20 protein-coding genes and 1 pseudogene are annotated in these 22295 nt (G+C 58.5%); 12 read left to right on the top strand and 9 right to left on the bottom strand.

What is annotated here, in order from left to right; genetic code table 11:
• The first annotated feature begins 40 nt into the window (after positions 1–40).
• Positions 41–952 (top strand): LysR family transcriptional regulator, encoded by a 912-nt coding sequence (locus tag B498_RS15135; RefSeq protein ID WP_008500536.1) that lies wholly within the window; start codon positions 41–43, stop codon positions 950–952.
• 356 nt (positions 953–1308) lie between these two features.
• A complete protein-coding gene (gene smrA / locus B498_RS15140; protein WP_008500535.1) occupies positions 1309–1872 on the top strand; it encodes a DNA endonuclease SmrA in 564 nt (187 codons plus the stop codon).
• Positions 1873–1899: 27 nt separating this feature from the next.
• Here the strand turns inward: smrA and tcp are convergent, their stop codons facing one another.
• The gene (gene tcp / locus B498_RS15145) at positions 1900–3561 is read right to left on the bottom strand and encodes a methyl-accepting chemotaxis citrate transducer (RefSeq protein ID WP_008500534.1); all 1662 of its coding nucleotides are present in this window, start codon (positions 3559–3561) and stop codon (positions 1900–1902) included.
• Positions 3562–3704: 143 nt separating this feature from the next.
• Here tcp and B498_RS15150 point away from each other — a divergent pair, with 143 nt between their 5' ends.
• The 3 genes from B498_RS15150 to umuC all read left to right on the top strand — a co-directional run bounded on the left by B498_RS15150 (position 3705) and on the right by umuC (position 6411).
• Positions 3705–4571 carry an aldo/keto reductase family oxidoreductase gene (locus B498_RS15150; RefSeq protein WP_008500533.1) on the top strand — a complete coding sequence of 289 codons (867 nt, stop codon included), beginning with the start codon at positions 3705–3707 and terminating at the stop codon, positions 4569–4571.
• Positions 4572–4730: 159 nt separating this feature from the next.
• Positions 4731–5165, top strand: coding sequence for a translesion error-prone DNA polymerase V autoproteolytic subunit (gene umuD / locus B498_RS15155; RefSeq protein WP_008500532.1), 435 nt, complete (start codon positions 4731–4733; stop codon positions 5163–5165).
• On the top strand, positions 5149–6411 hold the full coding sequence (gene umuC / locus B498_RS15160; RefSeq protein ID WP_008500531.1) for a translesion error-prone DNA polymerase V subunit UmuC: 1263 nt from the start codon (positions 5149–5151) through the stop codon (positions 6409–6411). Before umuD ends, umuC begins: the two co-directional genes overlap by 17 nt.
• Before the next feature lie 7 nt (positions 6412–6418).
• On the opposite strand, the gene B498_RS15165 is transcribed toward umuC, so the two are convergent.
• Positions 6419–7315 (bottom strand): LysR family transcriptional regulator, encoded by an 897-nt coding sequence (locus tag B498_RS15165; protein ID WP_008500530.1) that lies wholly within the window; start codon positions 7313–7315, stop codon positions 6419–6421.
• A 97-nt stretch (positions 7316–7412) separates the two neighbouring features.
• On the opposite strand from B498_RS15165, the gene B498_RS15170 reads away from it, so the two are divergent.
• Both B498_RS15170 and B498_RS15175 read left to right on the top strand, forming a co-directional pair.
• Positions 7413–8468, top strand: a complete 1056-nt coding sequence (locus B498_RS15170; protein ID WP_008500529.1) for an SDR family oxidoreductase — start codon at positions 7413–7415, stop codon at positions 8466–8468.
• Between the two features lie 75 nt (positions 8469–8543).
• The gene (locus B498_RS15175; protein ID WP_008500528.1) at positions 8544–8990 is read left to right on the top strand and encodes a hypothetical protein; all 447 of its coding nucleotides are present in this window, start codon (positions 8544–8546) and stop codon (positions 8988–8990) included.
• 66 nt (positions 8991–9056) lie between these two features.
• Here the strand turns inward: B498_RS15175 and B498_RS15180 are convergent, their stop codons facing one another.
• Complete coding sequence (locus B498_RS15180; RefSeq protein WP_008500527.1) at positions 9057–10037, bottom strand: NAD(P)H-dependent flavin oxidoreductase; 981 nt, start codon at positions 10035–10037, stop codon at positions 9057–9059.
• A 134-nt stretch (positions 10038–10171) separates the two neighbouring features.
• Here B498_RS15180 and B498_RS15185 point away from each other — a divergent pair, with 134 nt between their 5' ends.
• A complete protein-coding gene (locus B498_RS15185; protein WP_008500526.1) occupies positions 10172–11056 on the top strand; it encodes a LysR family transcriptional regulator in 885 nt (294 codons plus the stop codon).
• On the opposite strand, the gene B498_RS15190 is transcribed toward B498_RS15185, so the two are convergent.
• On the bottom strand, positions 11028–12473 hold the full coding sequence (locus tag B498_RS15190; protein WP_008500525.1) for a PLP-dependent aminotransferase family protein: 1446 nt from the start codon (positions 12471–12473) through the stop codon (positions 11028–11030). The genes B498_RS15185 and B498_RS15190 overlap by 29 nt on opposite strands.
• Positions 12474–12569: 96 nt before the next feature.
• Between B498_RS15190 and B498_RS15195 the strand changes: the two genes are divergently transcribed.
• A complete protein-coding gene (locus B498_RS15195; protein ID WP_008500524.1) occupies positions 12570–13337 on the top strand; it encodes an arylamine N-acetyltransferase family protein in 768 nt (255 codons plus the stop codon).
• A gap of 18 nt (positions 13338–13355) precedes the next feature.
• Here B498_RS15195 and B498_RS15200 read toward each other — a convergent pair whose 3' ends face one another.
• The 4 genes from B498_RS15200 to B498_RS15215 form a co-directional block, all read right to left on the bottom strand.
• Entirely contained in the window at positions 13356–16433 is a 3078-nt protein-coding gene (locus B498_RS15200; protein ID WP_008500523.1) for an efflux RND transporter permease subunit, read from the bottom strand.
• Complete coding sequence (locus B498_RS15205; protein ID WP_008500522.1) at positions 16430–17578, bottom strand: efflux RND transporter periplasmic adaptor subunit; 1149 nt, start codon at positions 17576–17578, stop codon at positions 16430–16432. Before B498_RS15205 ends, B498_RS15200 begins: the two co-directional genes overlap by 4 nt.
• Before the next feature lie 78 nt (positions 17579–17656).
• Positions 17657–18853 carry a sensor histidine kinase gene (locus B498_RS15210; protein ID WP_008500521.1) on the bottom strand — a complete coding sequence of 399 codons (1197 nt, stop codon included), beginning with the start codon at positions 18851–18853 and terminating at the stop codon, positions 17657–17659.
• Positions 18850–19545 carry a response regulator gene (locus tag B498_RS15215; RefSeq protein ID WP_008500520.1) on the bottom strand — a complete coding sequence of 232 codons (696 nt, stop codon included), beginning with the start codon at positions 19543–19545 and terminating at the stop codon, positions 18850–18852. Before B498_RS15215 ends, B498_RS15210 begins: the two co-directional genes overlap by 4 nt.
• A 124-nt stretch (positions 19546–19669) precedes the next feature.
• Here B498_RS15215 and B498_RS15220 point away from each other — a divergent pair, with 124 nt between their 5' ends.
• The gene (locus B498_RS15220) at positions 19670–20455 is read left to right on the top strand and encodes a MipA/OmpV family protein (RefSeq protein ID WP_008500519.1); all 786 of its coding nucleotides are present in this window, start codon (positions 19670–19672) and stop codon (positions 20453–20455) included.
• Positions 20456–20492: 37 nt separating this feature from the next.
• On the opposite strand, the gene yajD is transcribed toward B498_RS15220, so the two are convergent.
• Positions 20493–20840: an HNH nuclease YajD gene (gene yajD, locus B498_RS15225; RefSeq protein WP_003857471.1), complete on the bottom strand. Its 348-nt coding sequence runs from the start codon at positions 20838–20840 to the stop codon at positions 20493–20495.
• A gap of 178 nt (positions 20841–21018) precedes the next feature.
• On the opposite strand from yajD, the gene B498_RS15230 reads away from it, so the two are divergent.
• Both B498_RS15230 and B498_RS15235 read left to right on the top strand, forming a co-directional pair.
• Complete coding sequence (locus B498_RS15230; protein WP_008500518.1) at positions 21019–22044, top strand: LLM class flavin-dependent oxidoreductase; 1026 nt, start codon at positions 21019–21021, stop codon at positions 22042–22044.
• Positions 22045–22069: 25 nt separating this feature from the next.
• Positions 22070–22295, top strand: a pseudogene (locus tag B498_RS15235) (alcohol dehydrogenase); the annotation flags it as partial.

The following is a 22295-nucleotide window of genomic DNA, read 5'->3' as shown; positions in this document are numbered from 1 at the left end:
AGTTTCTTTACTCTGATAAACAACGGTTATCGGTCGGGCTATGTCATTTCAGGTTAAATTCCATCATCTCCGGGCGTTTGTTGAAGTCGCTCGTCAGGGCAGCATTCGCGGTGCCAGCAGGACGCTGAATCTTTCGCAGCCGGCGCTGACCAAATCCATCAAAGAGCTGGAGGAGGGCATGGCGGCGCAGCTTTTCGTGCGCAGGAGTAAGGGCGTGGCGTTGACCGAATGCGGTGAGGGCTTTTACCAGCGCGCCCGGCTAATTCTGGAAGAGCTGCGCGCGGCGCAGGATGACATTCGTCAGCGGCAGGGGGAACAGGCCGGGCAGATCAACATCGGGATGGGGGCCAGCGTTTCGCGCAGCCTGATGCCCGCCGTTATCACCCGCTTTCATGCTCAACATCCGCAGGTCAAAGTGCGGATAATGGAAGGGCAGCTGGTGTCGATGATCAACGAATTACGGCAGGGAGAGCTGGATTTCACTATCAATACTTATTATCAGGGACCTTACGACCAGGAATTTACGTTTGAAAAACTCTTTGAGAAGCCATTTGCGGTATTTTGTCGCGAAGGGCATCCGGCAACGGGGGCAACGTCGATTAACGAACTCCTGCATTATAACTGGACAATGCCGACGCCGCGGGGAAGTTATTATAAGCAGTTAGAAGAGGTATTTAGCCATCGCTCGCAAATACCGCGAATTGGTGTGGTCTGCGAAACCTTTTCTTCCTGCATAAGCCTGGTTGCACAAAGTGATTTTCTAAGCATATTGCCGCAGGAGTTAGGCTGTGACCCGCTGCTGGCGCACCGTCTGGTCATGCTACCGGTTGTCGAATCGCTTCCAAAAGCTGCATATTATTTAATTCAGCGCCGCGATTCACGTCAGACGCCCCTGGCTGAATCATTAATTACGCAGTTCAGACGGGAAGCGAGAAAAATAATCGCGGCGTGAAAGTGAGATAATAAAAAAACAGGATCTGCCCGACATCAGACAGATCCTCCAGTACACACAGCAGTGCGTCCTTTCGCCAATCCTGAATATTATATCCATGAAGCAGGTATATTTAGGTATAACACCTTTTCCGCAAAAAGAAAGGATGTCGAGTGTTTGATTTTACGAAAATTTAACACAAATCACTTATTTCATCTTTGCTGAAATTTTAGTTAAGTCATATTTAAATTTATTTTATAAATACTATATATATTCATCAGGTTAATATTTGCGGCGCATGAGGGCCTGTAACGGTGATTGAGGCCAATCTCAGGCGCAGGTATAGTACCGTCCTCAGTTGTAGCCGGAGGATATCCATGAACCCTGACGACAAATCCTTTTTTCTTGACGCCATGGAAGATGTCCAGCCGCTGAAGCGTGGCCCGGATATTCACTGGCAGCCCAGCCGCAATACGCGGGCGCGCCAGGAGGTGGATTGTGAACAGCTGGATAACTTCCTGACGCTGGATTTTCTTGACCTTCTTCCCCTGGAAGAACCGCTGGCGTTCCGGCGCGAAGGGGTGCAGCAGGGCGTTATCGAGAAGCTGCGCTCGGGTAAATATGCCCGCCAGGCCAGCTTAAACCTCCTGCGTCAGCCCGCCGAACGCTGCCGTCAGATGCTCTATTCTTTTATTCGCCAGGCCGGACGTGACGGGTTACGCAATCTGATTATCATTCACGGAAAAGGGCGCGAGCAGAACTCGCATCCTAATGTGGTGCGCAGCTATCTGGCGCGCTGGTTAACGGAGTTCGAGGAAGTGCAGGCCTTCTGCGTGGCGCTGCCGCATCACGGCGGCAGCGGGGCATGCTACGTTTCACTGCGTAAATCCGATGAAGCAAAACAGGAGAACTGGGAGCGGCACGCCAAGCGCAGCCGCTAGCGGGCGATCTCCTCGCCCGCCGGTGATTCAGAAGGTTTCCCAGTTGCTGTCGGTGGCGGCGTTTGCGGTTGCCGGGCGCAACAGCTGAGGCGTTTTCACGCTGGCCGGACGTGGAGCTACCGCTTTTTCTTTGCCGTTCAGACGAAACGCGGCCACCGCCTGGCGCAGCTGTTCGGACTGATCTTCCAGCGCCGCTGCCGCCGTGGCGGACTCCTGCACCAGCGCGGCGTTTTGCTGCGTCACGCTGTCCATCTGCGAAACGGCCAGGCTCACCTGTTCAATGCCGCGGCTCTGCTCGTCAGAGGCAGAGGAAATCTCGCCCATGATATCGGTCACGCGGGTCACGGCGGCGACGATTTCCTTCATGGTGGTGCCTGCTTCGCTAACCTGCTCAGAACCGGTATTCACGCGGCTGACGGAGTTCTCGATAAGCCCTTTGATCTCTTTCGCCGCCTGCGCGCTGCGGCTCGCCAGGGTCCGGACTTCACCTGCAACAACCGCAAAACCACGCCCCTGTTCCCCGGCGCGTGCCGCTTCCACCGCGGCGTTAAGCGCCAGAATGTTCGTCTGGAACGCGATGCTGTCAATCACGCCGGTAATATGCGCAATTTGCTGCGAACTGTCGGCGATCTCGTTCATGGTGCGAACCACGTTATCCACGACGTGACCGCCGCGCGCGGCCGTTTCAGAGGCGTTTTTCGCCAGCAGCGTGGCCTGACGGGCGTTATCGGAGTTCTGTTTAACCGTCGCGGTCAGCTCTTCCATGCTGGCGGCGGTCTCTTCGAGCGAGGCGGCCTGCTGCTCGGTGCGGGCGGAAAGATCGTTGCTTCCTGCGGCAATTTCGCCTGCGCCGGTGTAGATGGAATCGGTACTTCCGCGTACGGCGCTGACGGTGGTCACCAGCGACTGCTGCATCTCATGCAGGCCCGCGGCCAGCTGACCCATCTCATTGCGGCCCGAGATAGCGATCTCCTGCGTCAGGTCGCCCCCTGCAATGGCGCGAATATGGTCCATAATGGAGTGGAGTGGTTTTAACAGCAGGTGCTGTAAACCCTGCCAGATGACCACCAGAACCGCGATAACGGCCAGCAGAATTGCCGCCAGCGTCCACTGCATCTGCGTGAAGCTGCTCTGATTCTCTTCGGTTGCGGCCTTCAGCAGGGTGTTGTTTTCGGCGCGCCAGCGGTTATAGACCGCTTCCATATCGTCCTGCGCCTGCTGCGCATCCAGATCGCCATAGGCCTGATAGTTGTCGGCGCGCAGATACTCAATCGATAAACGCATGACTTCGTGCATCTGGTTCCAGGATTTCTGCATCTCGTCGGTCAATGCCGCCTCCTGGCCCTTAACCTGCGGCAGTTTCTGCCACTCTTTGTTATAGGCCTCGGCTTTTGCCAGCGAGTCGCCTGCGGTGCCCAGCAGTTTATTGATCGCCGCCAGGGAAGCCGGGTCACGCTGGTTTTTCAGGTAGCGGATCGCCACGCGGGTGACGGTGACGCGCGTTTTCACCAGCGTGTTCACGCTGTCGCTCAGGCTTTCCTGCTGGGCATTGAGCACGCCGGAGTTCTGGAAGTTATGGCGATCGTTACTGACGGCAGAGTAGAACAACCCTCCCGTGACAACTTGCAGCAGGCAGAATATGGTGAGGGCAAAGATAATACCGGTAATCACGTGCAGATTTTTCAGCATAGCGGTCGTCCGTTAGAGAAGATGCAGGGTTACTTCATTACTATCGTCGTAGAGAATGTAAACTTTAATTAACTCGCGCTTAACTAAGGGGCCCTTTTGGGAACCTGTTGTAAATCCGGATCATTTTTATGAGGAAGGTCAACATGAGCAGCATTGATAAAAGCGGGACATACGCGCTCGGGACGCGGACGGTGAAACGGCTGGGCTACGGCGCGATGCAGCTGGCCGGGCCGGGCGTCTTTGGGCCGCCGAAGGATAAGCAGGCCGCGCTGGACGTGTTACGCGAGGCCGTGGCGGCGGGGGGGAACCACATTGATACCAGTGATTTTTATGGCCCTCATGTCACCAACCAGCTGATCCGTGAGGCGCTTCATCCTTACCGGGACGATCTGACGATCGTCACCAAGATTGGCGCCCGTCGCAACGACAAAGGCGCCTGGCTGCCGGCCTTTTCCGCGCAGGAGCTGACGCAGGCGGTGCATGACAACCTGCGCAATCTGCAGCTGGACGTGCTGGACGTGGTGAATCTGCGGATCATGTTTAGCGCGCACGGGCCAGCGGAAGGGTCGATTGCTGAACCGCTCTCCACCCTGGCAGAATTACAGCAGCAGGGGCTGGTGCGGCATATTGGTTTGAGCAACGTCACGGCCACCCAGGTCGCGGAAGCGCAGAAGATGGTGCAGGTGGTGTGCGTGCAGAACATGTACAACATTGTGAACCGGGGTGATGATGCGCTGGTGGATCTGCTCGCGCAGCAGGGGATTGCGTATGTGCCGTTCTTCCCACTGGGCGGCTTTACGCCGCTGCAATCGTCCGGGCTGAAGGCTGTCGCGGATTCACTGGGCGTCACGGCAATGCAGGTTGCGCTGGCATGGCTGCTGCAGCGTTCTCCGAATATCCTGCTGATCCCGGGCACCTCTTCCGTGGCGCATCTGCGGCAAAACCTCGCGGCGGGAGAACTGCAGCTGCCGCCTGACGCGCTGGAAACATTGAATACGCTGATGGACTGATCGTCACAGGCGCAAAGCCCGACATGTGCTTCCGGGCTTTGCGCGTTTTAAATCTTCTGACACTTCAACGCGTTTGGGTTCGCTTCCGGAAATGACCTTGATCCCTGACCATAATCCGTAATACTGTATTTATATACAGTATATGGCGAGAAAGGCATCATGGACACTCTCTTTTCTTATCAACCAAAACAAATCATTGAACTACCTTTGTTTTTAGAACGTGTTGCCTGTGGGTTTCCCAGCCCGGCGCAGGATTATGTGGAGGATCGTCTCGATCTTAACCGGCTGGCAGTGAGGCACCCCAGTGCGACCTATTTTATCAAGGTGAGTGGAGACTCCATGATTGGCGCGGGGATTGGCGACGGCGATCTGCTGGTGGTTGACCGCTCGTTAAATGCCGAACATGGGGATATCGTCGTGGCGTCGGTCGCCGGTGAGTTTACGGTGAAAGAGCTACAGACGCGCCCGGTGCTGAGGCTGTTGCCACATAACGCCCGCTATCAGCCGATTACCTTTCAGTCCGAAGAGGAGCTGCAGATCTTCGGCGTCGTCACCCACACGCTTAAAACGCATAAACATGTTCGCGCTGGTTGATGTGAACAGCTTCTATGCCTCCTGCGAGAAGGTATTCCGCCCCGATCTGGAGGGGAAGCCCATCGTGGTGGTGTCCAACAACGACGGCTGCATAATTTCACTCTCGCGGGAGGCAAAGCAGTTCGGCATAAAAATGGGTGAGCCCTATTTTAAATTCAAAGAGAAGCTTTTTCCGGCGAGGGTTTACGTCTTCAGTTCGAACTATGCGCTGTATGCCGACCTCAGCAGTCGGGTGATGCAGACGCTGACGGATCTGGCTCCGGCCATAGAAATTTACTCGATTGACGAGGCGTTCGTGAACGTTTCAGGGATCGGTAACTGCATGTCGCTGGACGCGTTCGGACACCAGATGCGCACGCAGGTCTTTAAAAACACGGGTTTAACCGTTGGCGTCGGCATTGCCCCGACAAAAACGCTGGCGAAGCTGGCCAACTATGCGGCGAAACGCTGGGCCAGTACCGGCGGCGTGGTCGATCTGTCGGGCCGCGAGCGGCAGCGTAAACTGCTGGCAAAGGTTCCGGTAGAGGAGGTATGGGGCGTAGGGCGGCGCATCACGAAAAAACTGAATGCGATGGGAATTACCACGGCGCTGGAGCTGGCGGAGGCCTCCTCATGGGTCATTCGCAAACATTTTAACGTGGTGCTGGAGCGTACGGCGCGCGAGCTTCGCGGTGAGCCCTGTCTTGACCTTGAAGAGTACACCCCCACGAAGCAGCAAATCATCTGTAGCCGTTCGTTTGGTCATCGCATTACGCAATATGAAGAGATGCACCAGGCGATTTGCGCCTACGCGGAACGCGCCGCGGAGAAACTGCGCGGCGAGCATCAATACTGTCGTTTTATCAGCGTGTTTGTGCGCACCAGCCCGCATGCGGACAACGAAATTTATTACGGTAATCAGGCTTCGGTCACCCTGATGACGCCCACCAATGACTCGCGGGATATCATCCGTGCCGCCACGGAGGCGCTGGGGCGGATATGGCTCGACGGGTATCGCTATATGAAGGCCGGGGTCATGCTGGCGGACTTTTTCAGCAGCGGCGTCGCTCAGCTTAATCTGTTTGACGACAATCGCCTGCGCGCCAACAGCGCGGCGCTGATGGAGATGATCGACAGCGTCAATCACTCCGGCAAAGGGAAGATATGGTTCGCCGGGCAGGGGATTGAGAAACCGTGGGCCATGAAGCGAGAGATGTTGTCACCGGCCTATACGACGCGGTACGCGGATTTACCGGTGGCGAGGTAAAAGGCGGTTATTTTGTGGCGTTGTGGGTCGCGATCTCAGGCAGTAATTGCTCAATCACGCTGACGACCTTTCTGACGCGCTGCGGAATAAAGCGGGCATCAGGATAAACGGCATAGAGGAAGCGATCGGGTAACCGCCAGTCGGGCAGCACCGGTACCAGCGTGCCCGCCTGCAGAGCCCTGGCCACGAGCGGTCGCTGCATGCCGCCGATACCCATGCCGGATTCCAGCGCCTGCAGCAGCGCGTCGCTGGTGTTGGCACGGAAAACAGTATTCACGTTGACCTCGACCGTTTCCTCGTCAGACATCAGGCGCAGGGGGGCATCCAGCGGAATGCCGCTGAACCGCACGTGTGGGAGCGTCGCCAGTTCGCTGACCGCGTGTACCGCCTGAAAACCGGGAGCGGCAAACAGTGCAGCTTCAATACGCCCCAGCACGCGAGCCGCGTGCGCCTGCGGAGGCTCGCTGCTCAGCCGTATCGCGACATCCACGCCCTCCGCCACCAGATCGGCAAGGCGGTCATCCAGGGAAAGCATCAGCTGCAGTTCGGGATGCAGGCGCTGTAGCGCCAGCAGATGCGGCAAAATGATCTGCCCCAGGCCGCTCGGCAACTGGACATGGACGCGTCCCTGAACGCTATGATCGACAGGATGTAAACGCCTCTCCGCTTCCCCCATGGCGTCCAGCACGAGCTGCATATCACGCCGGTAGCGTTCCCCTTGTTCGGTCAGCTTCATCGTACGCGTCGTACGGTGCAGCAGTACCACGCCAAGCTCTTCCTCAAGCGCCGCGATCTGTTGACTGACGGCGGACTGCTTAATACCGGTCTGACGGGCAGCCGCTGAAAACGAGCCCGCTTCAGCGACGCGCAGAAAAGTAGAAATGGCATTGAGCTTATTATTCATTTAATGATTTTGCTTATAAGTGCCATCGGTTTCATGGGATATCTCCAGAAAAAATAATATATCACACTGCGTCTGTCACCCTTTCCGGAGAAATACCATGAATAATAGGCAGCAACACAACGTCGCCCTGGTCGCGGGCGCCAGCGGCATTGTCGGCAGACAGATGGTCAACACGCTCCTGCACCATCAGTGGCAGGTGATCGGCCTTAGCCGCCATGCCGGGTCGCATCCTGACGGCATTCCGATGGTCAAGATCGATTTACTGGATGAAAAGGACAGCGCCCGGGCGCTGCGCTCCCTGGACGGTGCCACCCATCTCTTTTACAGCGCCTGGGCGAACGCGGCGAACTGGGAAGACATGGTTGAGCCGAACGTCACCATGCTGCGTAATCTGGTCAGCATCCTCGGAAAAACGGCACCTTTGCAGACGGTAAGCCTGATGCAGGGGTACAAGGTCTACGGCGCGCATCTGGGGCCGTTTAAAACCCCGGCGCGCGAAAGCGATCCCGTCGTACCGGGTGCCGAATTTAACGCCGCGCAGCTTGCGTGGCTCAGCCAGTTTCAGCGGGCAAAGCGCTGGCACTGGAATGCCATCAGGCCGGGCGTGGTAGGGAGTGCGGTACCGGGCAATGCCATGAACCTTGCGCTGAGCATTGCCCTGTACGCCTCCCTGTGCAAGGCGCTGGGTTTACCGTTGCGTTTTCCCGGTTCGGAACAGACCTGGCACAGTATCGTTGACCATACCGACGCCGGGCTGCTGGCCGAGGCAACGCTGTGGGCCGCCGCGTCACCTGCGGCACAGAATCAGGCGTTCAACGTGAATAATGGCGATATCTGGCGCTGGAGCGAGCTCTGGCCGCACATCGCACGCTGGTTTGACCTGGACTCTGCACCGCCGGTGAGGCTGTCATTTCATCAGCTGTTTACGGACTATCGCGGCGTATGGCGCGAGCTTGCCGGAGAGCGGCTGGTGGAAGCGGATATTCTGCAGCTGAGCGACGGGCGGTTTGCCGATTTTGTCTTTAGCTGGGACTACGACATGTTTGGTGACGGGAGCAAGCTGCGCAGGGCGGGCTTTACGCAAATGCAGGCGACGGATGAGATGTTTTTCCACCTGTTCGCGCAGTTGAGAGCCGCGCGGATTATTCCCTGACCGTAAGGGTTGTTGTCATCAACGATCGGCGCGTTATACTCACGCGTTAAAATGAATGTATTGTGGGGCAGGGATATGCACGAAAGTCTAAAAATGATATCAGTCGCTCTGCCCCTCATTGCGCTTCTCATTCTGTTAAGCTTTTTGGTCAGACGCATTCGCCAGGCAAAACGTATCATTTCAGACCGTAACGGGATGAAAAAGATCTCTGCCAGTCCCTCAATATTTGGCGGAAATGCAGGTAAAACCTGGTTTTATGATGACCAGTTTTTATATGAAGTTAAAAACAACGCCACCCGTAAAATTGCGCTGGCTAACATCATTAAAATCAGACCGGGGAATACCGAGATAAACAGCAGACGGGTCTGGATTGTTATTTACCGCGACGGTGTTAATGAAAAACAGGTGCAGTTTTATAACAATCTTACCCTCTGGAATCATAACTTCACGGCTTTTCTGGTAGCGGTAAAACGTGCCAATCCTGACGCTGTGGTTAAAGAACGCGCAATCCTCAATGTGTGAAAAAGAACCGCAGACGGTTTGCGGACGCTGCTCCTGTGCAGCGTCCATAGCATCAGGGTTAAGGGCTTACTCAACCGTTAACGCATCGACAACCTCGGCCACGCTTTTCACGCTGCGGATATTCCCGATCCCCGTGCCGAGCGCGATATACCCTTCATCGGTATTATTTTCCAGCATGCCCAGGCGCAGGCCCCGTAATCCGCCCATCGCCTTGCCCAGCGCTTCGTTGCTTGCGCCCGCTTTATCCATCGCCGCCAGTTTTTTCGCCAGCTTGCCGGGGAGAGAACGATAGTAGTGGGGGACGGTGCGGAAAAGCAGCAGGTCCAGGCCGTTGGCGGCAACAATTTTCTCTTTGACCCCCTGCGGCACGCGGCTTTCTTCGGTACTGATAAAGACCGAACCGGCAAACACGCCTTCCGCCCCTAACGCATGCGCCGCTCTGGCGGTGCGATTATCGGTTATACCGCCCGCCGCCATCACCGGGACGTGCTTCACGGCATCGGCAATCAGCGGCACGATGGAAAAGGTACCCAGCGCCGTCGCGGGTAACGTCCCACCCTCATCAAAACCGGTGGCGACGATGATGTCTGCCCCCATTTCTTCAGCCAGAAGGGTATTTTCCGGCGTGGGATTGATGTCGCGGTAGATAATGGCAATGCCCGCCTCTTTTAACTCATTGAACAGCGCGGGAATAATGCTGCCTTCCCCATAGCCCGTATACACCACGGCCCTGACGCCTTCCTCTTTTATCACCTTAAGAATTGGCCCGGTCCAGACGTCATTAACGGCGGTGGGGATCAGGTTCACGCCGAAGGGTTTTTCGGTCAGCCGTTTGGTTTTCCGAATTTCTTCCCGCATTTTTTCGGCGGTCTCTTCCGGCGTGGAGACCGCGGTATCGGCGGTTAAACCGGCGTTGGGGCCCAGCACGCCGAGTCCTCCGGCATTGCTGACCGCGGCCACTAAACGGGCATCAGTAAGCCAGGATAACGGTCCCTGAATAACGGGCTTTTCGATACCCAGGATCTGACAGATACGGTTATTTTTCATAGCAGACTCTCCCTTACGTTTGAATGAGGGAGAGTGTAGAGAGGAAGATTGTTAGGAAAAATAGCCAGAAAGATTCATCACTGTTATAAAATTAATAACAATCATTTTCTCCCGCTCGCGGCAAGACATCCCTTATGCAAATAAACCTCTTTGAATCTATTCGGATTTTTATTGAAATTGTCGACTCGGGGAGCCTTACCCAGGCGGCGGAAAATCTGCAGGTCCATCGCCCGGCAGTGACCAAAGCGCTGCAGCTTCTGGAACAACACAGCGGCACGCGGCTACTGCAGCGCACCACGCGTCGGATTAGCCTGACGCCGGATGGGGAAGCCTTTTATCGCCGCAGTAAACCCCTGCTGGCGCAGGCGGACGAATTACTGGAGTCGTTTGGCGCCGATCGACCGATACACGGCCAGCTGCGTGTGGATATGCCCATCTCTTTTGCGGCGCTGCGGGTGATACCCAACCTGCCTGATTTTTATCGTCAGCATCCTGATATCGACATCATCCTGAGCAGCTCTGACCGCCGTCGGGATATGCTGCGGGACGGTCTGGACTGCGTGCTGCGGGTGGGCGAGTTGGACGACGGCGACTATATCGCGCGTAAAATCGGGAACATTAAAATCACGACCTGCGCCAGCCCGGCCTGGCTGGCTGAACACGGTACGCCAGAAACGCTGGAGGATTTACGCAAGCATCAGGCGATTAACTGGATTAACAACAGCAGCAGGCACGTTCAGCCGTGGACGTTTACCACGCCAGAGGGCGTTGCGGAGATCGCGCTACCCGGTAAGCTCGTGGTGGATAACTCCGAGGCCTACATCGCGGCAGGCCTGGCCGGGCTGGGGATAATGCAGGGAATGAATCTCTTTCTCCAGCCTTACATTGACCGCGGCCTGCTGGTTGAGGTCCTGCCTGAATATCGCTCGCCGGACCGCAAACTGTCACTGCTCTACCCACACCGTCATCTCTCCCGCAAGGTGCGGGTATTTACCGAGTGGCTGGAGAGTCTGGTGTGAAAGCGGCCAGCTCATGGCATAGCGCACCAATCTGCTCCACGGCATTGAGCAGGCGGGGCGTCGGTTCGTTTGCACAGTTTAGCCGCAGAAAGTGCGTGAGTTCTGCGCCAGGAGAAAACAGGGGACCGGGGCTGACGCCAATACCCCGCGCCAGCGCGCGACGATGCACCTCCAGCGCGTTGACCTGCGGAGGAAGTTCGACCCACAGCAGGAAACCGGCAGCGGGCACGTTTACGCGGGTACCAGGCGGAAAGCTCGCCCCGACCTGCGCCACGACGGCGGCTATTCCCTCTGCGATCCGCCGCTTTAGCCGCCGCAGGTGACGGTCGTAGTCGCCGCTTGCCAGCATCTCGCTCGTCGCGGCTTCCAGCAGCGGCGCGCCGGCCCACTCTCCGGCCATGCGGGCCTGCAAGACCTGCGTGTAATAGCGTCCGGCGGCAATCCAGCCGATTCGCCACCCCGGCGCAAGCGTTTTTGACAGGGAGCTGCAGTAAATCACATTCCCGCTCTGGTCGAAGGCTTTGCAGGCCGGAGGACGTTGCCCGTCACCGACCAGGTCACCGTAAACGTCGTCTTCAATCAGAGGAATACCGGCCTCTTCAAGCAGAGCAACCAGTTCCTGCTTGCGCGCGACGGGCATGCTGGCACCCAATGGGTTTTGCACGGTGGGCGAGGCCAGAACGGCCGCAGGACGGTGGCAGCGGATGGCGTCAGCCAGCGGTTCCAGTAACAGGCCTTCAGCAGGATCGGTGGGGATTTCTAAGGCCTTCAGGCCTAAATCCTCCAGCAGCAGGAGCGTGCCGAAGTAGGCGGGCTGCTCCACCGCCACCACATCACCTGGCTGACACACGGCCCGCAGGGCCAGGCGCAGCGCCTGCGTCGCGCCCGCGGTAATAATCAGATCGTCCGCGCCGAAACGAGCTCCCCACTGCGCAGCACGCGCCGCAATCTTGCTTCGTAAATCACGCCTTCCCGGCGGCAGGCTGTAGCTCTGCCCATGCGCGTCCAGACGACGGCCCACGGAGTGTAACGCCCGCTGTAGCGCCTCCCCGGGCAGCCACGCGGGATCGGGCAGGGCGGCGCCCAGCGGGATCAGCCGGGCTTCTGCACTGCTGAACAGCGACCGGGCCACGGCGGACATAGTCACGGGCACCGGGCCCGGCGTGGAACGCGCGGGCTCCGCGCGCGGAGGGAGGCTGATCTGGTGGATGTAATAACCTGAACGCGGTCGCGCAACGATCAGCCCTTCAGCCTCAAGGCAGCGAAGGGCCTCCAGCGCCGTCGGAAGGCTCACGTGCTCGCGTTCGGCCAGTTTACGCGCGGAGATCATCCGGTCACCGACTCGCAATGCGCCTGAAGAGAGCGTGAGGCGCAGACGCTCAGCAATCCGGCGATAGTGTGGGGAGGGGGCAGACATGGGTATCTGTTCAGGCTAATTTTCGATAAAACTGACTATACAGCCAATGATGTGCGCCATCTATAGTGTCCGGCATGTTCAGGACAAGGAGGCATTATGCACAGCGATAATTTCGACATTTCCTCGTATTTCAAACGCATAAACTACACCGGACCGGCGGCGGCCGATACGTCCACCCTGCATGCGCTGATGTGTCATCAGCTCTTTTCCGTTCCCTTTGAAAATCTGGACGTGCAGGCGGGGAAAATTGTCTCGCTGGCGCCAGACGACATTGCCGAGAAGGTGTTAAAGAAAGGGCGCGGTGGCTACTGCTATGAGGTGAACGGGCTTTTTGCCATGGCGCTGGAAGCACTCGGCATTCCTTACCGTTTCGTGGCGGCGCGCCCGATGTTCTACCCCGCGCGGCGGCCGAAAACCCATATGGCGCTCATCGTCGAGGTGGAGAGCCGCCAGTGGCTTTGCGATCTCGGGTTCGGCAGCTACGGCATCCGCGCGCCAATGGCGCTGGACACGCTTGATGTGGATATCACCCAGGATTTCGACACGTTTCGCCTGAGCCGCAGCGCGGAGGGCGAGTATCTGCTTGAGGCGAAGGTGGAAGGCGAATGGGCCCGACAATACGGCTTCGATCTTACGCCCCAGGAGTGGATTGATTTCGTTCCGGCAAACTACCTGAACTCGACGCATCCTGATGCTATTTTTGTGCAGAAGCGGGTGGTGGTGCAGCACAGCCCGGAAGGACGCCAGATTTTGCTGGGCGATATGCTGAAAACCATCACGGCGAACGGCACTGAAACGCGGCAGCTGGCGGAGGAGGACATCCGCCATGTCCTGACAGACCGTTTTGCGCTGACCGCCGCGTAATCGGAGAAAGATGGGGACTCAGCCCGGCCCGTCGGCTGCGGCTTTGCGCTGAGCCCCCCACTGTAACAGCAGGCTAAACGACGCGGGTAACACGGTCAGCGTCACCAGCGTCGCAGCCAGCAGCCCGCCAATAATGGCATAGGCCATTGGGCCCCAGAAGACCTGGTGAGAGATGGGAATCATCCCCAGAATGGCGGCACAGGCGGTCAGACAGATGGGTCTGGCCCGGTGCTCCGCGGCCGCCATAATCGCGGCATCATTTGCCATCCCCTGAGCAAGATTGCTGTCAACCTCGCTAATCAATATCACCGCGTTACGCACGATCATCCCCGCCAGGGCGATGACGCCCAGCAGCGCGACAAACCCCATCGGCGTGCCGCCGGGCAGCATAGCCAGCACGATCCCCGGTAAACCAAACGGGGCCATCAGGAGCGCCAGCAGCATCCGGGAATATCGCCGTAGCTGAAGCATCAGCAGCAACAGCATGGTGACCAGCGTGACCGGAAGAACGGTAAAGACGGAGCTGTTCCCCTTATCCGATTCGGCAACCGCGCCGCCCTCTTCAATGCTGTAACCTGCGGGCAGGCTCGCGCGCAGTTTATCCACCGCCGGACGCAGCGCGGCGGATACCGCTTCAGCCCTCAGCCCCGGGGCGAGGTCGGTTTGCACCGTGATAAAGGGCACGCGCTGGCGGCGCCAGATGACCGGATCGTCCACGCCCCAGACCGGCGTTGCGACGGCGCTGAGCGGAATTTTTTTACCGTCATTCCCCTGAATCGTGAGTGAGGAGAAAGTGGCGGTGCTCTGGCGCGCGCTGTCCTCGGCCCTGAGCACCACGTCGACAAGGCGGTCATTATCTCTGATGGACGTGACAACGCTGCCGGACCAGACGGTATTCAGCGTGCGGGCAAGGCTTTCTGACGATATTCCCGCCGCTCTGGCCGCCGTCTGATTCACCTTAAGGGTGATGACTCTCTCCGGCTCTCCGGCCGTCTGGTTAACGTCGCGTGAGAACGGGGAGCGGCCAATCGCGTTCGTGAGACGGTTCGCAAGCGCCCGGACCTGCAGATAATCCGGCCCGCTAACCCGATATTTGATGGGCCAGCCGACGGGAGGCCCCAGCTCAAGGGGCGACACGCGGGTGATGATGTCGCTAAATTGCGTCGCCAGGATCGTGTTGAGCTGTGCGTGCAGACGATCCCGCGCCGCAAGATCCTTCGCGACCACAACCAACTGGGCGATATTTTCATTTTCCAGCAGCACGTCCATCGGCAGGTAAAAACGGATGGCGCCTGAGCCAACGTACGTCGAAAAGCGATCGATATTGCTGTTGTCGGCCAGCGCTTTTTCCAGCTTTTCCACCTCTCTGAGGGTTTCCGGCTGCGACGCGTTGGCCGGAAGCATCAGGCTGACCAGCAACTCGGGCCGGTCCGAGGCGGGGAAAAACTCGCCCTGCATAAACGTCGTGCCGTACGCTGACAGCCCCAGCGCGGCAAGCGCAATCAGTACGGTAGCGAGACGGTGGCGGAGCGCCAGGCGTAAAAGCCGTCCATACCCGCGCGCGATCCGTCCCGGTCCTGCCGCGTGATGTCTGACTTTTTCCGGCAGCAGCCACGTGCCCGTTAGCGGCGAAAACAGGATCGCGACGGCCCAGGAGCAGAGCAGGGCGATGAGCACCACCGCAAACAGGGAGAAGCAGTATTCACCGGCGCTGGAGGCCGCAAAACCAACGGGAATAAAACCGGCAATCATGACCAGAGTACCGGTGAGCATCGGGAAGGCCGTCGTTTTGAATGCATAGGTGGCCGCGAGTCGACGGGAATCCCCCGCTTCCAGTCGGGAGACCATCGTTTCGACGGCGATCATGGCGTCATCCACCAGCAGGCCCAGGGCAATGATCAGCGCCCCGAGCGAGATACGCTGAAGGCCTATGCCGGCGAGCATCATGCCGACAAACGTCATGGCGAGCACCAGCGGAATGGCCGTCGCCACCACCAGTCCGGCCCGCAAACCCAGCGAGACAAATGAAACCGCCAGCACGATAACAACGGCTTCGATAAGTACCCGGATAAACCCGCTTACCGCTTCACTCACCACCGCTGACTGATCGGCGACTTTCACCATCTCGATACCGTGCGGCAGCCCGGCGCTGAGGGTCGCCATTTTTGCGTTCAGCGCAGCACCGAAACGCAGCATGTTGCCTGTCGGCGCCATCGACACCGCCAGCCCGATAGCCGGTTTGCCGTTCACCCGGTAGGCCGGGGCCGGTGGCTCGGTGATTTCCCGGGTGACGGTGGCAATGTCGGTCAGCGGAATATAGCGATTGTTAACGTGCAGCGTGACGGCGCGCAAACTCTCTTCGGTGGTGAGCGCCCCGCTGACCTTTATCGCCATGTTCTCCTGCCCGGTACGCATCGTTCCTGCCGGGACAACGGCGTTTTGCGCCCGGAGGGCGTCGGCAACGTCCTGAATATCCAGCCCCATACCGGCCAGGCGCGCCGGAGAAAAGGCGAGAACCCACTGCTCCTGCTGTTCGCCCAGCAGGGTGGTTTTGCCCATATCCGGCAGGGACATGAGCTCGCGCCGTATTGTCTCTGCGCGATCCCGCACCTCCCGCAACGTGAAGCCTTCGGGAATAAAGGCGTAAATTGTGCCGAACGTGTCGTCAAACTCGTCATCCACGGCAGGACCCTGCACCCCTTCGGGCAGGGACGGCGCGATGTCCTGCATTTTTTTGCGAACCTGATACCAGATATCGGGCACGCGTTGCGGGGGCGTATCGTCACGGAGGTTGACGTGGATAACGGTGCGTCCGGCACGGGTTTCACTTTCGAGATAGTCCAGCCAGGGCGTTTCCTGCAGCTTTTTTTCAAGCGTATCGGTCAGCAGGCGGGTGGTATCCGTCACGGAGGCTCCCGGCCACTGTGCGGAGACGACGGCCGTTTTAATGGTGAATGCCGGATCTTCGTTACGCGGCAGCTTCTCATAGCAGAACACGCCCATCGCAATTACCAGCAGCATGAAAAAGCTGACCATCTGCTGGTTCTTCAGCGCCCAGGCGGAGAGGTTAAATTTGGCTTCCGATCCTGTGTTCATGGCTGAACCTCTCCGGCCATCACCGGCTCGCCGGATCGTAATGTGCTCACGCCCGCCGTAATCACCCTGTCGCCGGGCTCAAGGCCGGAGGCAATCATGACGGAGGTGGCTGTATAGCCGACGGGCACCACCACGCGCAGCTGTGCCCGCGACTGCGGGGTAATCACAAAAACCGCCGGTTTGTCGCTGGCTCGGGTCAGCGCCGACGCGGGAAGCGCGTACCCGTGCGGGGCGGCGGAGGGCAACGTCACGGTGACGCTGGCGCCCAGCGCCATGGCCTCCGGCGGGTTTTGCAGGGTGGCTCTGACGCGCCACGTGCGGGTCTGAGGATCGGCCTGCGGGGTGATATCCCGCAGCAGGGCAGACGCCTGCACCGACGGGGCGCCGAGCAGGGAAACCTGCAAAACCGCCTTATCCAGAGGCAGGATCGCATCGGGCGCGGCAATATCAAACGCCACGTCGCGGGCTTCCCCGGTCGCCAGCGTCAGCACGGACTGGCCGTCGCTGACAACCTGTCCCGCAGAGGCGCTCACGGCCGTGATGACGCCTGCTTGCGGCGCGATCAGGCGCGTCCAGCCGAGGCTTTCGCGGGCATTTCGCCATGCGGCCTCGCTGCTTTTTAAGCGCGCGCGGGCGACAAGCCAGTCAGCCCGGGCGCTGTCGAGCTGCGTGCGGGCTATCGCGCCCGTTGGCATAAGCTTTTGCATGCGACTGACGTTAAGCGCGGCGACCTGGGCTGAGGCTTTGGCGCCTTCATAGTCGGCCGTGGCGCTGTCGAGCTGGTTTTGCCCGGTCGTATTATCAAGCGTGGCCAGCAGCTGCCCGGCAGTGACCCGGTCGCCAATATCAACGCTACGCGTCAGTATCCGGCCTCCGGTGCGAAAGCTCAGGGTCGTTTCATCGTGGGCATGGATCTCACCGGTTCTTTCCAGCGCGGGAAGGGATTGGGCGGAGCCAACGACGACGTAGCGTACCTTACGCACTGGGTCAGGTTTGTTTTCGTGTTTATCACCGCAGCCGGCCAGCGGAAAAATCGCCAGCGCAAGCAGGGCCAGGGGAAGAAAATGCAGCCAGGAAAGGGTGCGCGCCACGCCGTACAAATGATGCAGGCAGTGGCGGAGGGAGAGAAAAAATTCGTCTGACATAACGCCGCTCCATAAAGGGAATGGCGTTATTAAATACGCGCTACGTCGAGAAAGATTCGATGTTCTGTCAAGGCTTTATCAAGAGGGGAGATTTTCATTATCGGACGGCTGCCAGGGCAACAAAATGCGCACCGCAAGGCCGCCGGTTTCCGGTAATGACGCGCTAATCTCACCCCCATGCGCCTCGCAAATCGCCCGGGCGATGGACAAACCGAGGCCGCTGCCGCCGGAATGCCGCGCGCGGGACTGCTCCTCGCGGCTAAAGCGTTTAAACATTTCCGGCAAGAACTGGGGCGACACGCCCGGCCCGTCATCGGTGAATTCGAGGATGTAATGCCCGCTGGCGTAATGCAGCGCCACCTCAAGGTGGCCGCCTTCGCGTCCGTAACGTAGCGCATTTTCCATGAGGATGGTAACGACCTGCCCCATACGGAACGCATCGCCCCGGAAGGGGCTGGTGTGCGGGTTACGCAGCGTTATCCTGAAATGATGCGCATCCGCCTGGGGCATGATCCAGGCAGCCCGCTCGTGAATCAGCTCATCCAGACAGAACGGCTGGTCCTCCAGCACAAGGTTACCCGCGTCTGCCAAAGAGAGAAGGTGGAGCTCATCGGTGAGGCGGTTGAGGTGCTGGAGCTGTTTCATCACCATGCCCAGCTGCGCCGGGCTGGCATCAAACACGCCGTCTAACATGCCCTGCAGACGCCCGATGGCGGCCGTCAGGGGCGAGCGCAGCTCGTGCGCCATCGCGACGTGCGAGGCGCGGAGCTCTTTCTCATAGCGGGCCAGTTGCCCCGTCATGGAGTTAAAGTCCGCCGCAAAGCTGACCATTTCTGCCGGTGCATCCTTGATGAGCTCTGCCTGACGGCCAAACTGCCCTTCGGCGACATCCTTTGCCGCATCGCGAAGGCGGCTGAACTGCAGCGCCAGCGGGCGGGCGTGTTTGAGCCCCATCACCACAATAAACGGGATCATCACCAGCACCAGCAGGGCCACCGTGACCCAGTCCGCTGAGGCGATGGACGGCGTGGAATAGCTCAGGCCCCACCAGGTATCCACAATCGTGTGGAAGCGGGCCGGATTGGCCTGCGGGTTCTGGCTGAGCGTAAGAAACTCCTGCCGGACTGCCGGCGGCATCCTGCCCATGATCCAGTAGTTCTGTACCGCATAGCGCAGCCACATGCAGGTGGCAATGACGATCACGCTGCCGATAGCCAGCGCCAGGATGCGCGCGCAAATCCAGCGCCACAGAGAGGCGTGCCGGTTTTTTATCATGGCTGTCTGAACCTGTAACCCACGCCGCGCACGTTGATCAGCACGCCGGAAATACCCACGGCCTCAAGTTTTTTACGCAGGTTATAAATATGGGTGTCGACAACGCGCTCCAGCGCCTCGCTTTCCGGCAAACAGTGTTCCAGTAAATACTGGCGGGAAAACGGGTGCGCAGGCGAGCGCAGCAGCGTTGCCAGAAGTGAGAATTCCGTTGGCGTAAGATCGAGCATCACAGGCGCGTCGTCGCCGTTGTCCACGCACGCCACAATGGCGGCGACATCCACCGCCAGCGTTTGCCAGCGAAGGATCTTTTCCTCTGTCTCTTTTTTACTGCTGCGCCGCAGCACCGCCTGCACCCGCGCCACCACTTCGCCCGGATGATAAGGCTTCACCACGTAATCATCGGCACCGTAGCGCAGGGCGCCAATGCGATCGGGAGTATCCCCCATGGCCGTGACCATGATCACCGGCACATCGCTTTTACGACGCAGGCCCGCCAGCACCTCGGTGCCGTTAAGTCCCGGCAGCATCACGTCCAGCAGGATGAGGTCGGGCTTCCACCGCTGCGCCATATCCAGCCCGGAAAGACCGTCTCCGGTAATGGTCACGTCGTAATTTTCACGCCGTAAATAGGCTTCGAGCACGCCAGCCGCGTCGGCGTCATCTTCAATAATCAGCACTCTTCTGGATAACATCCGTTCACCTTGACCATTTCTTAACACTATCCCGACGATTCATTGATTCAGCCAAATCATACTGCGCCAACATTGTGTGGCTGTTCCTGTCTCAGGAGACGCCAGCGTCTGTAAGGAGAGCAGTATGATAGCGATAAAAAAAGTCCTGTATATGTCCGTCCCGCTTCTGATGGTCGTGGCATCCGCCGCGCAGGCGGATGATGACACCGCGTCTGATTCCTTAACCGTCGGGCTGGGAGGGCAATATGCCCCGCGTTACTCAGGCTCAGACAAGCAGGTATGGCAGGTGGTTCCTGTGCTGCAGGGACGCAAAGGTGCTTTCTTTGGTGATGCACAAAAAGGGGTGGGATATGACCTGCAAAACGACAGCGGCTGGTATTTCGAACACACGCTGGGCTACGACCCCGGAAGGGCTGATAAAAATTCTGGCTGGCGCGAGGGGGCAAACAACCTGAAAGGGATGGGGGATATTGATGCCACCCTGAATACCGGCCTTGCCGTGGGCTGGCAGGCTGCGCCATGGCTGAGCATGGAAGGCAAAGCGACGCTGCCGTTAACCGACAGTCAGGGGGCAAGCTATCAGGCCTCCGTTACGCTGATCCCGGTACAAAATAACCAGGACACGATAGCCTTTCAGTCTGCGGCCCTGTTTGGCGACAGCCGTTACCTGAATACCTGGTATGGGGTCAGTGAGCAGCAGAGCCGCCGCACCGGCTATCGCCGCTATGCTGCGCCGGGTGGATTTTATGGCGTCGACACCAGCCTGACCTGGAGCCATCAGTTCGATGCTCACTGGGGAACTGTCCTCAGCGCGGACTATACCTGGCTTGGCGACCATGCCAATGATAGCCCGATCGTGATGCGGCGTAATGAGGGGTCTGCAACCGCCGCTATCACCTGGACATTTTAAATTCGCAGAGCACGATGTGAGCGAGGGGGCGAGAGGATTACTTCTTCTTATCCATCATCGCCTTTAAATCGGCAAACGGGTTAAACGTGGCGACGCCCACGTCTTTTTGCGCGTCTTCCCCGGCCACCACGGTGGTGCCGTACTGATCTGCTTCGGTGTATTTCGAATGCTCATGATCGTGGCAAAACAGGCACAACAGCTCCCAGTTGCTGCCATCTTCCGGGTTGTTGGTATGGTCGTGATCGATATGGTGAACCGTGAGTTCACGCAGATTGGAATAGACAAACTCGCGCGAGCAGCGTCCACACACCCAGGGATAAATTTTTAATGCTTTTTCGCGATAGCCGCTTTCCAGCCGCGCGTAGTTTTTGGGGATCAAAGCCATTGCCGGTTTTACCTGCCATGAAAAGAGTGGGGAAGAGTATATCCCATAACGTTGCGTCGTGACGAACCCGTCAGTTATGTCAATTTATTTGAACCATTCCGTTAAATAAACGGCATTTATTCTTACCGGGTAATGCGTAAAGTGGACAGAACGCAACGCATTATCAGGACACAGGGTTATGAAAAAGATCGGATTTTTATCCTTTGGTCACTGGACGCCTTCACCGCAGTCCGGCACGCGCTCGGCGGCCGATACGCTGCTGCAGTCCATCGATTTAGCCGTGGCGGCTGAAGAGCTGGGGGCAGACGGCGCCTATTTCCGCGTGCACCACTTCGCCCGACAGCTTAGCTCGCCGTTCCCTCTGCTGGCCGCTATAGGGGCAAAAACAAAAACCATCGAAATTGGCACCGGCGTAATCGACATGCGCTATGAAAATCCGATGTACATGGCCGAAGATGCGGGCGCGGCGGATCTGATTTCCGGCGGTCGCCTGCAACTGGGCATCAGCCGGGGCTCACCGGAGCAGGTTATTGATGGCTGGCGGCATTTCGGCTATGTCCCGCAGGAAGGGGAAAACGAGTCGGATATGGCGCGTCGTCATACCGAGGTGCTGCTTGAGGTGCTGCGTGGGGAAGGGTTTGCCAAACCGAACCCACAGCCAATGTTCCCCAATCCACCAGGGTTGCTGCGTCTGGAGCCTTATTCAGAAGGGCTGCGCGAGCGTATCTGGTGGGGCGCGGGTTCTAATGCGACGGCGGTATGGGCGGCAAAACTGGGCATGAACCTGCAAAGCTCAACGCTGAAGGACGATGAAACCGGCGAGCCGTTCCATATTCAGCAGGCAAAACAGATCCGCGCGTACCGTCAGGCCTGGAAAGACGCAGGGCATACGCGCGAGCCGCGCGTGTCGGTTAGCCGCAGTATTTTTGCGCTGATGGACGACCGTGACCGGATGTATTTCGGTGCCAGCCGCAACGACAGCGATAGCGTGGGTTATCTTGATGAGAAAACGCGCGCCATCTTCGGGCGCAGCTATGCCGCGGAGCCGGACAAGCTGGTTGAACAGCTGAAAAAAGACGAGGCGATTGCCGAGGCGGATACGCTCTTACTGACCGTACCGAACCAGCTGGGGGTGGATTATAATGCGCACGTGATTGAGTCTATTCTCAAACATGTCGCACCGGCAATGGGCTGGCGCGAGTAGTTCCGCTATCAGCCTTGAGATCGTAATGGAAAACCTGGCCCTCTGGTATCGCCGGTTTGGCGAGCCAGACTCTGTTCTGCAACCTGAAAACGCGCCGCTGGGCGCGCTTGCGCCCGGACAGCTCCGCGTGCGGATGCTGTTTTCTCCGGTCAACGCGTCCGATCTTATCCCCATCACCGGCGCCTATCGCCACAGAACACCCTTACCGGCGGTCGCGGGGTATGAAGGTGTCGGGGTTGTCACCGGGGCGC

Source organism: Enterobacter sp. SST3, from assembly GCF_000286655.1.
In the GTDB taxonomy this organism is placed as follows: domain Bacteria; phylum Pseudomonadota; class Gammaproteobacteria; order Enterobacterales; family Enterobacteriaceae; genus Enterobacter; species Enterobacter roggenkampii.
This window is presented reverse-complemented; position numbering and strand designations above follow the sequence as displayed.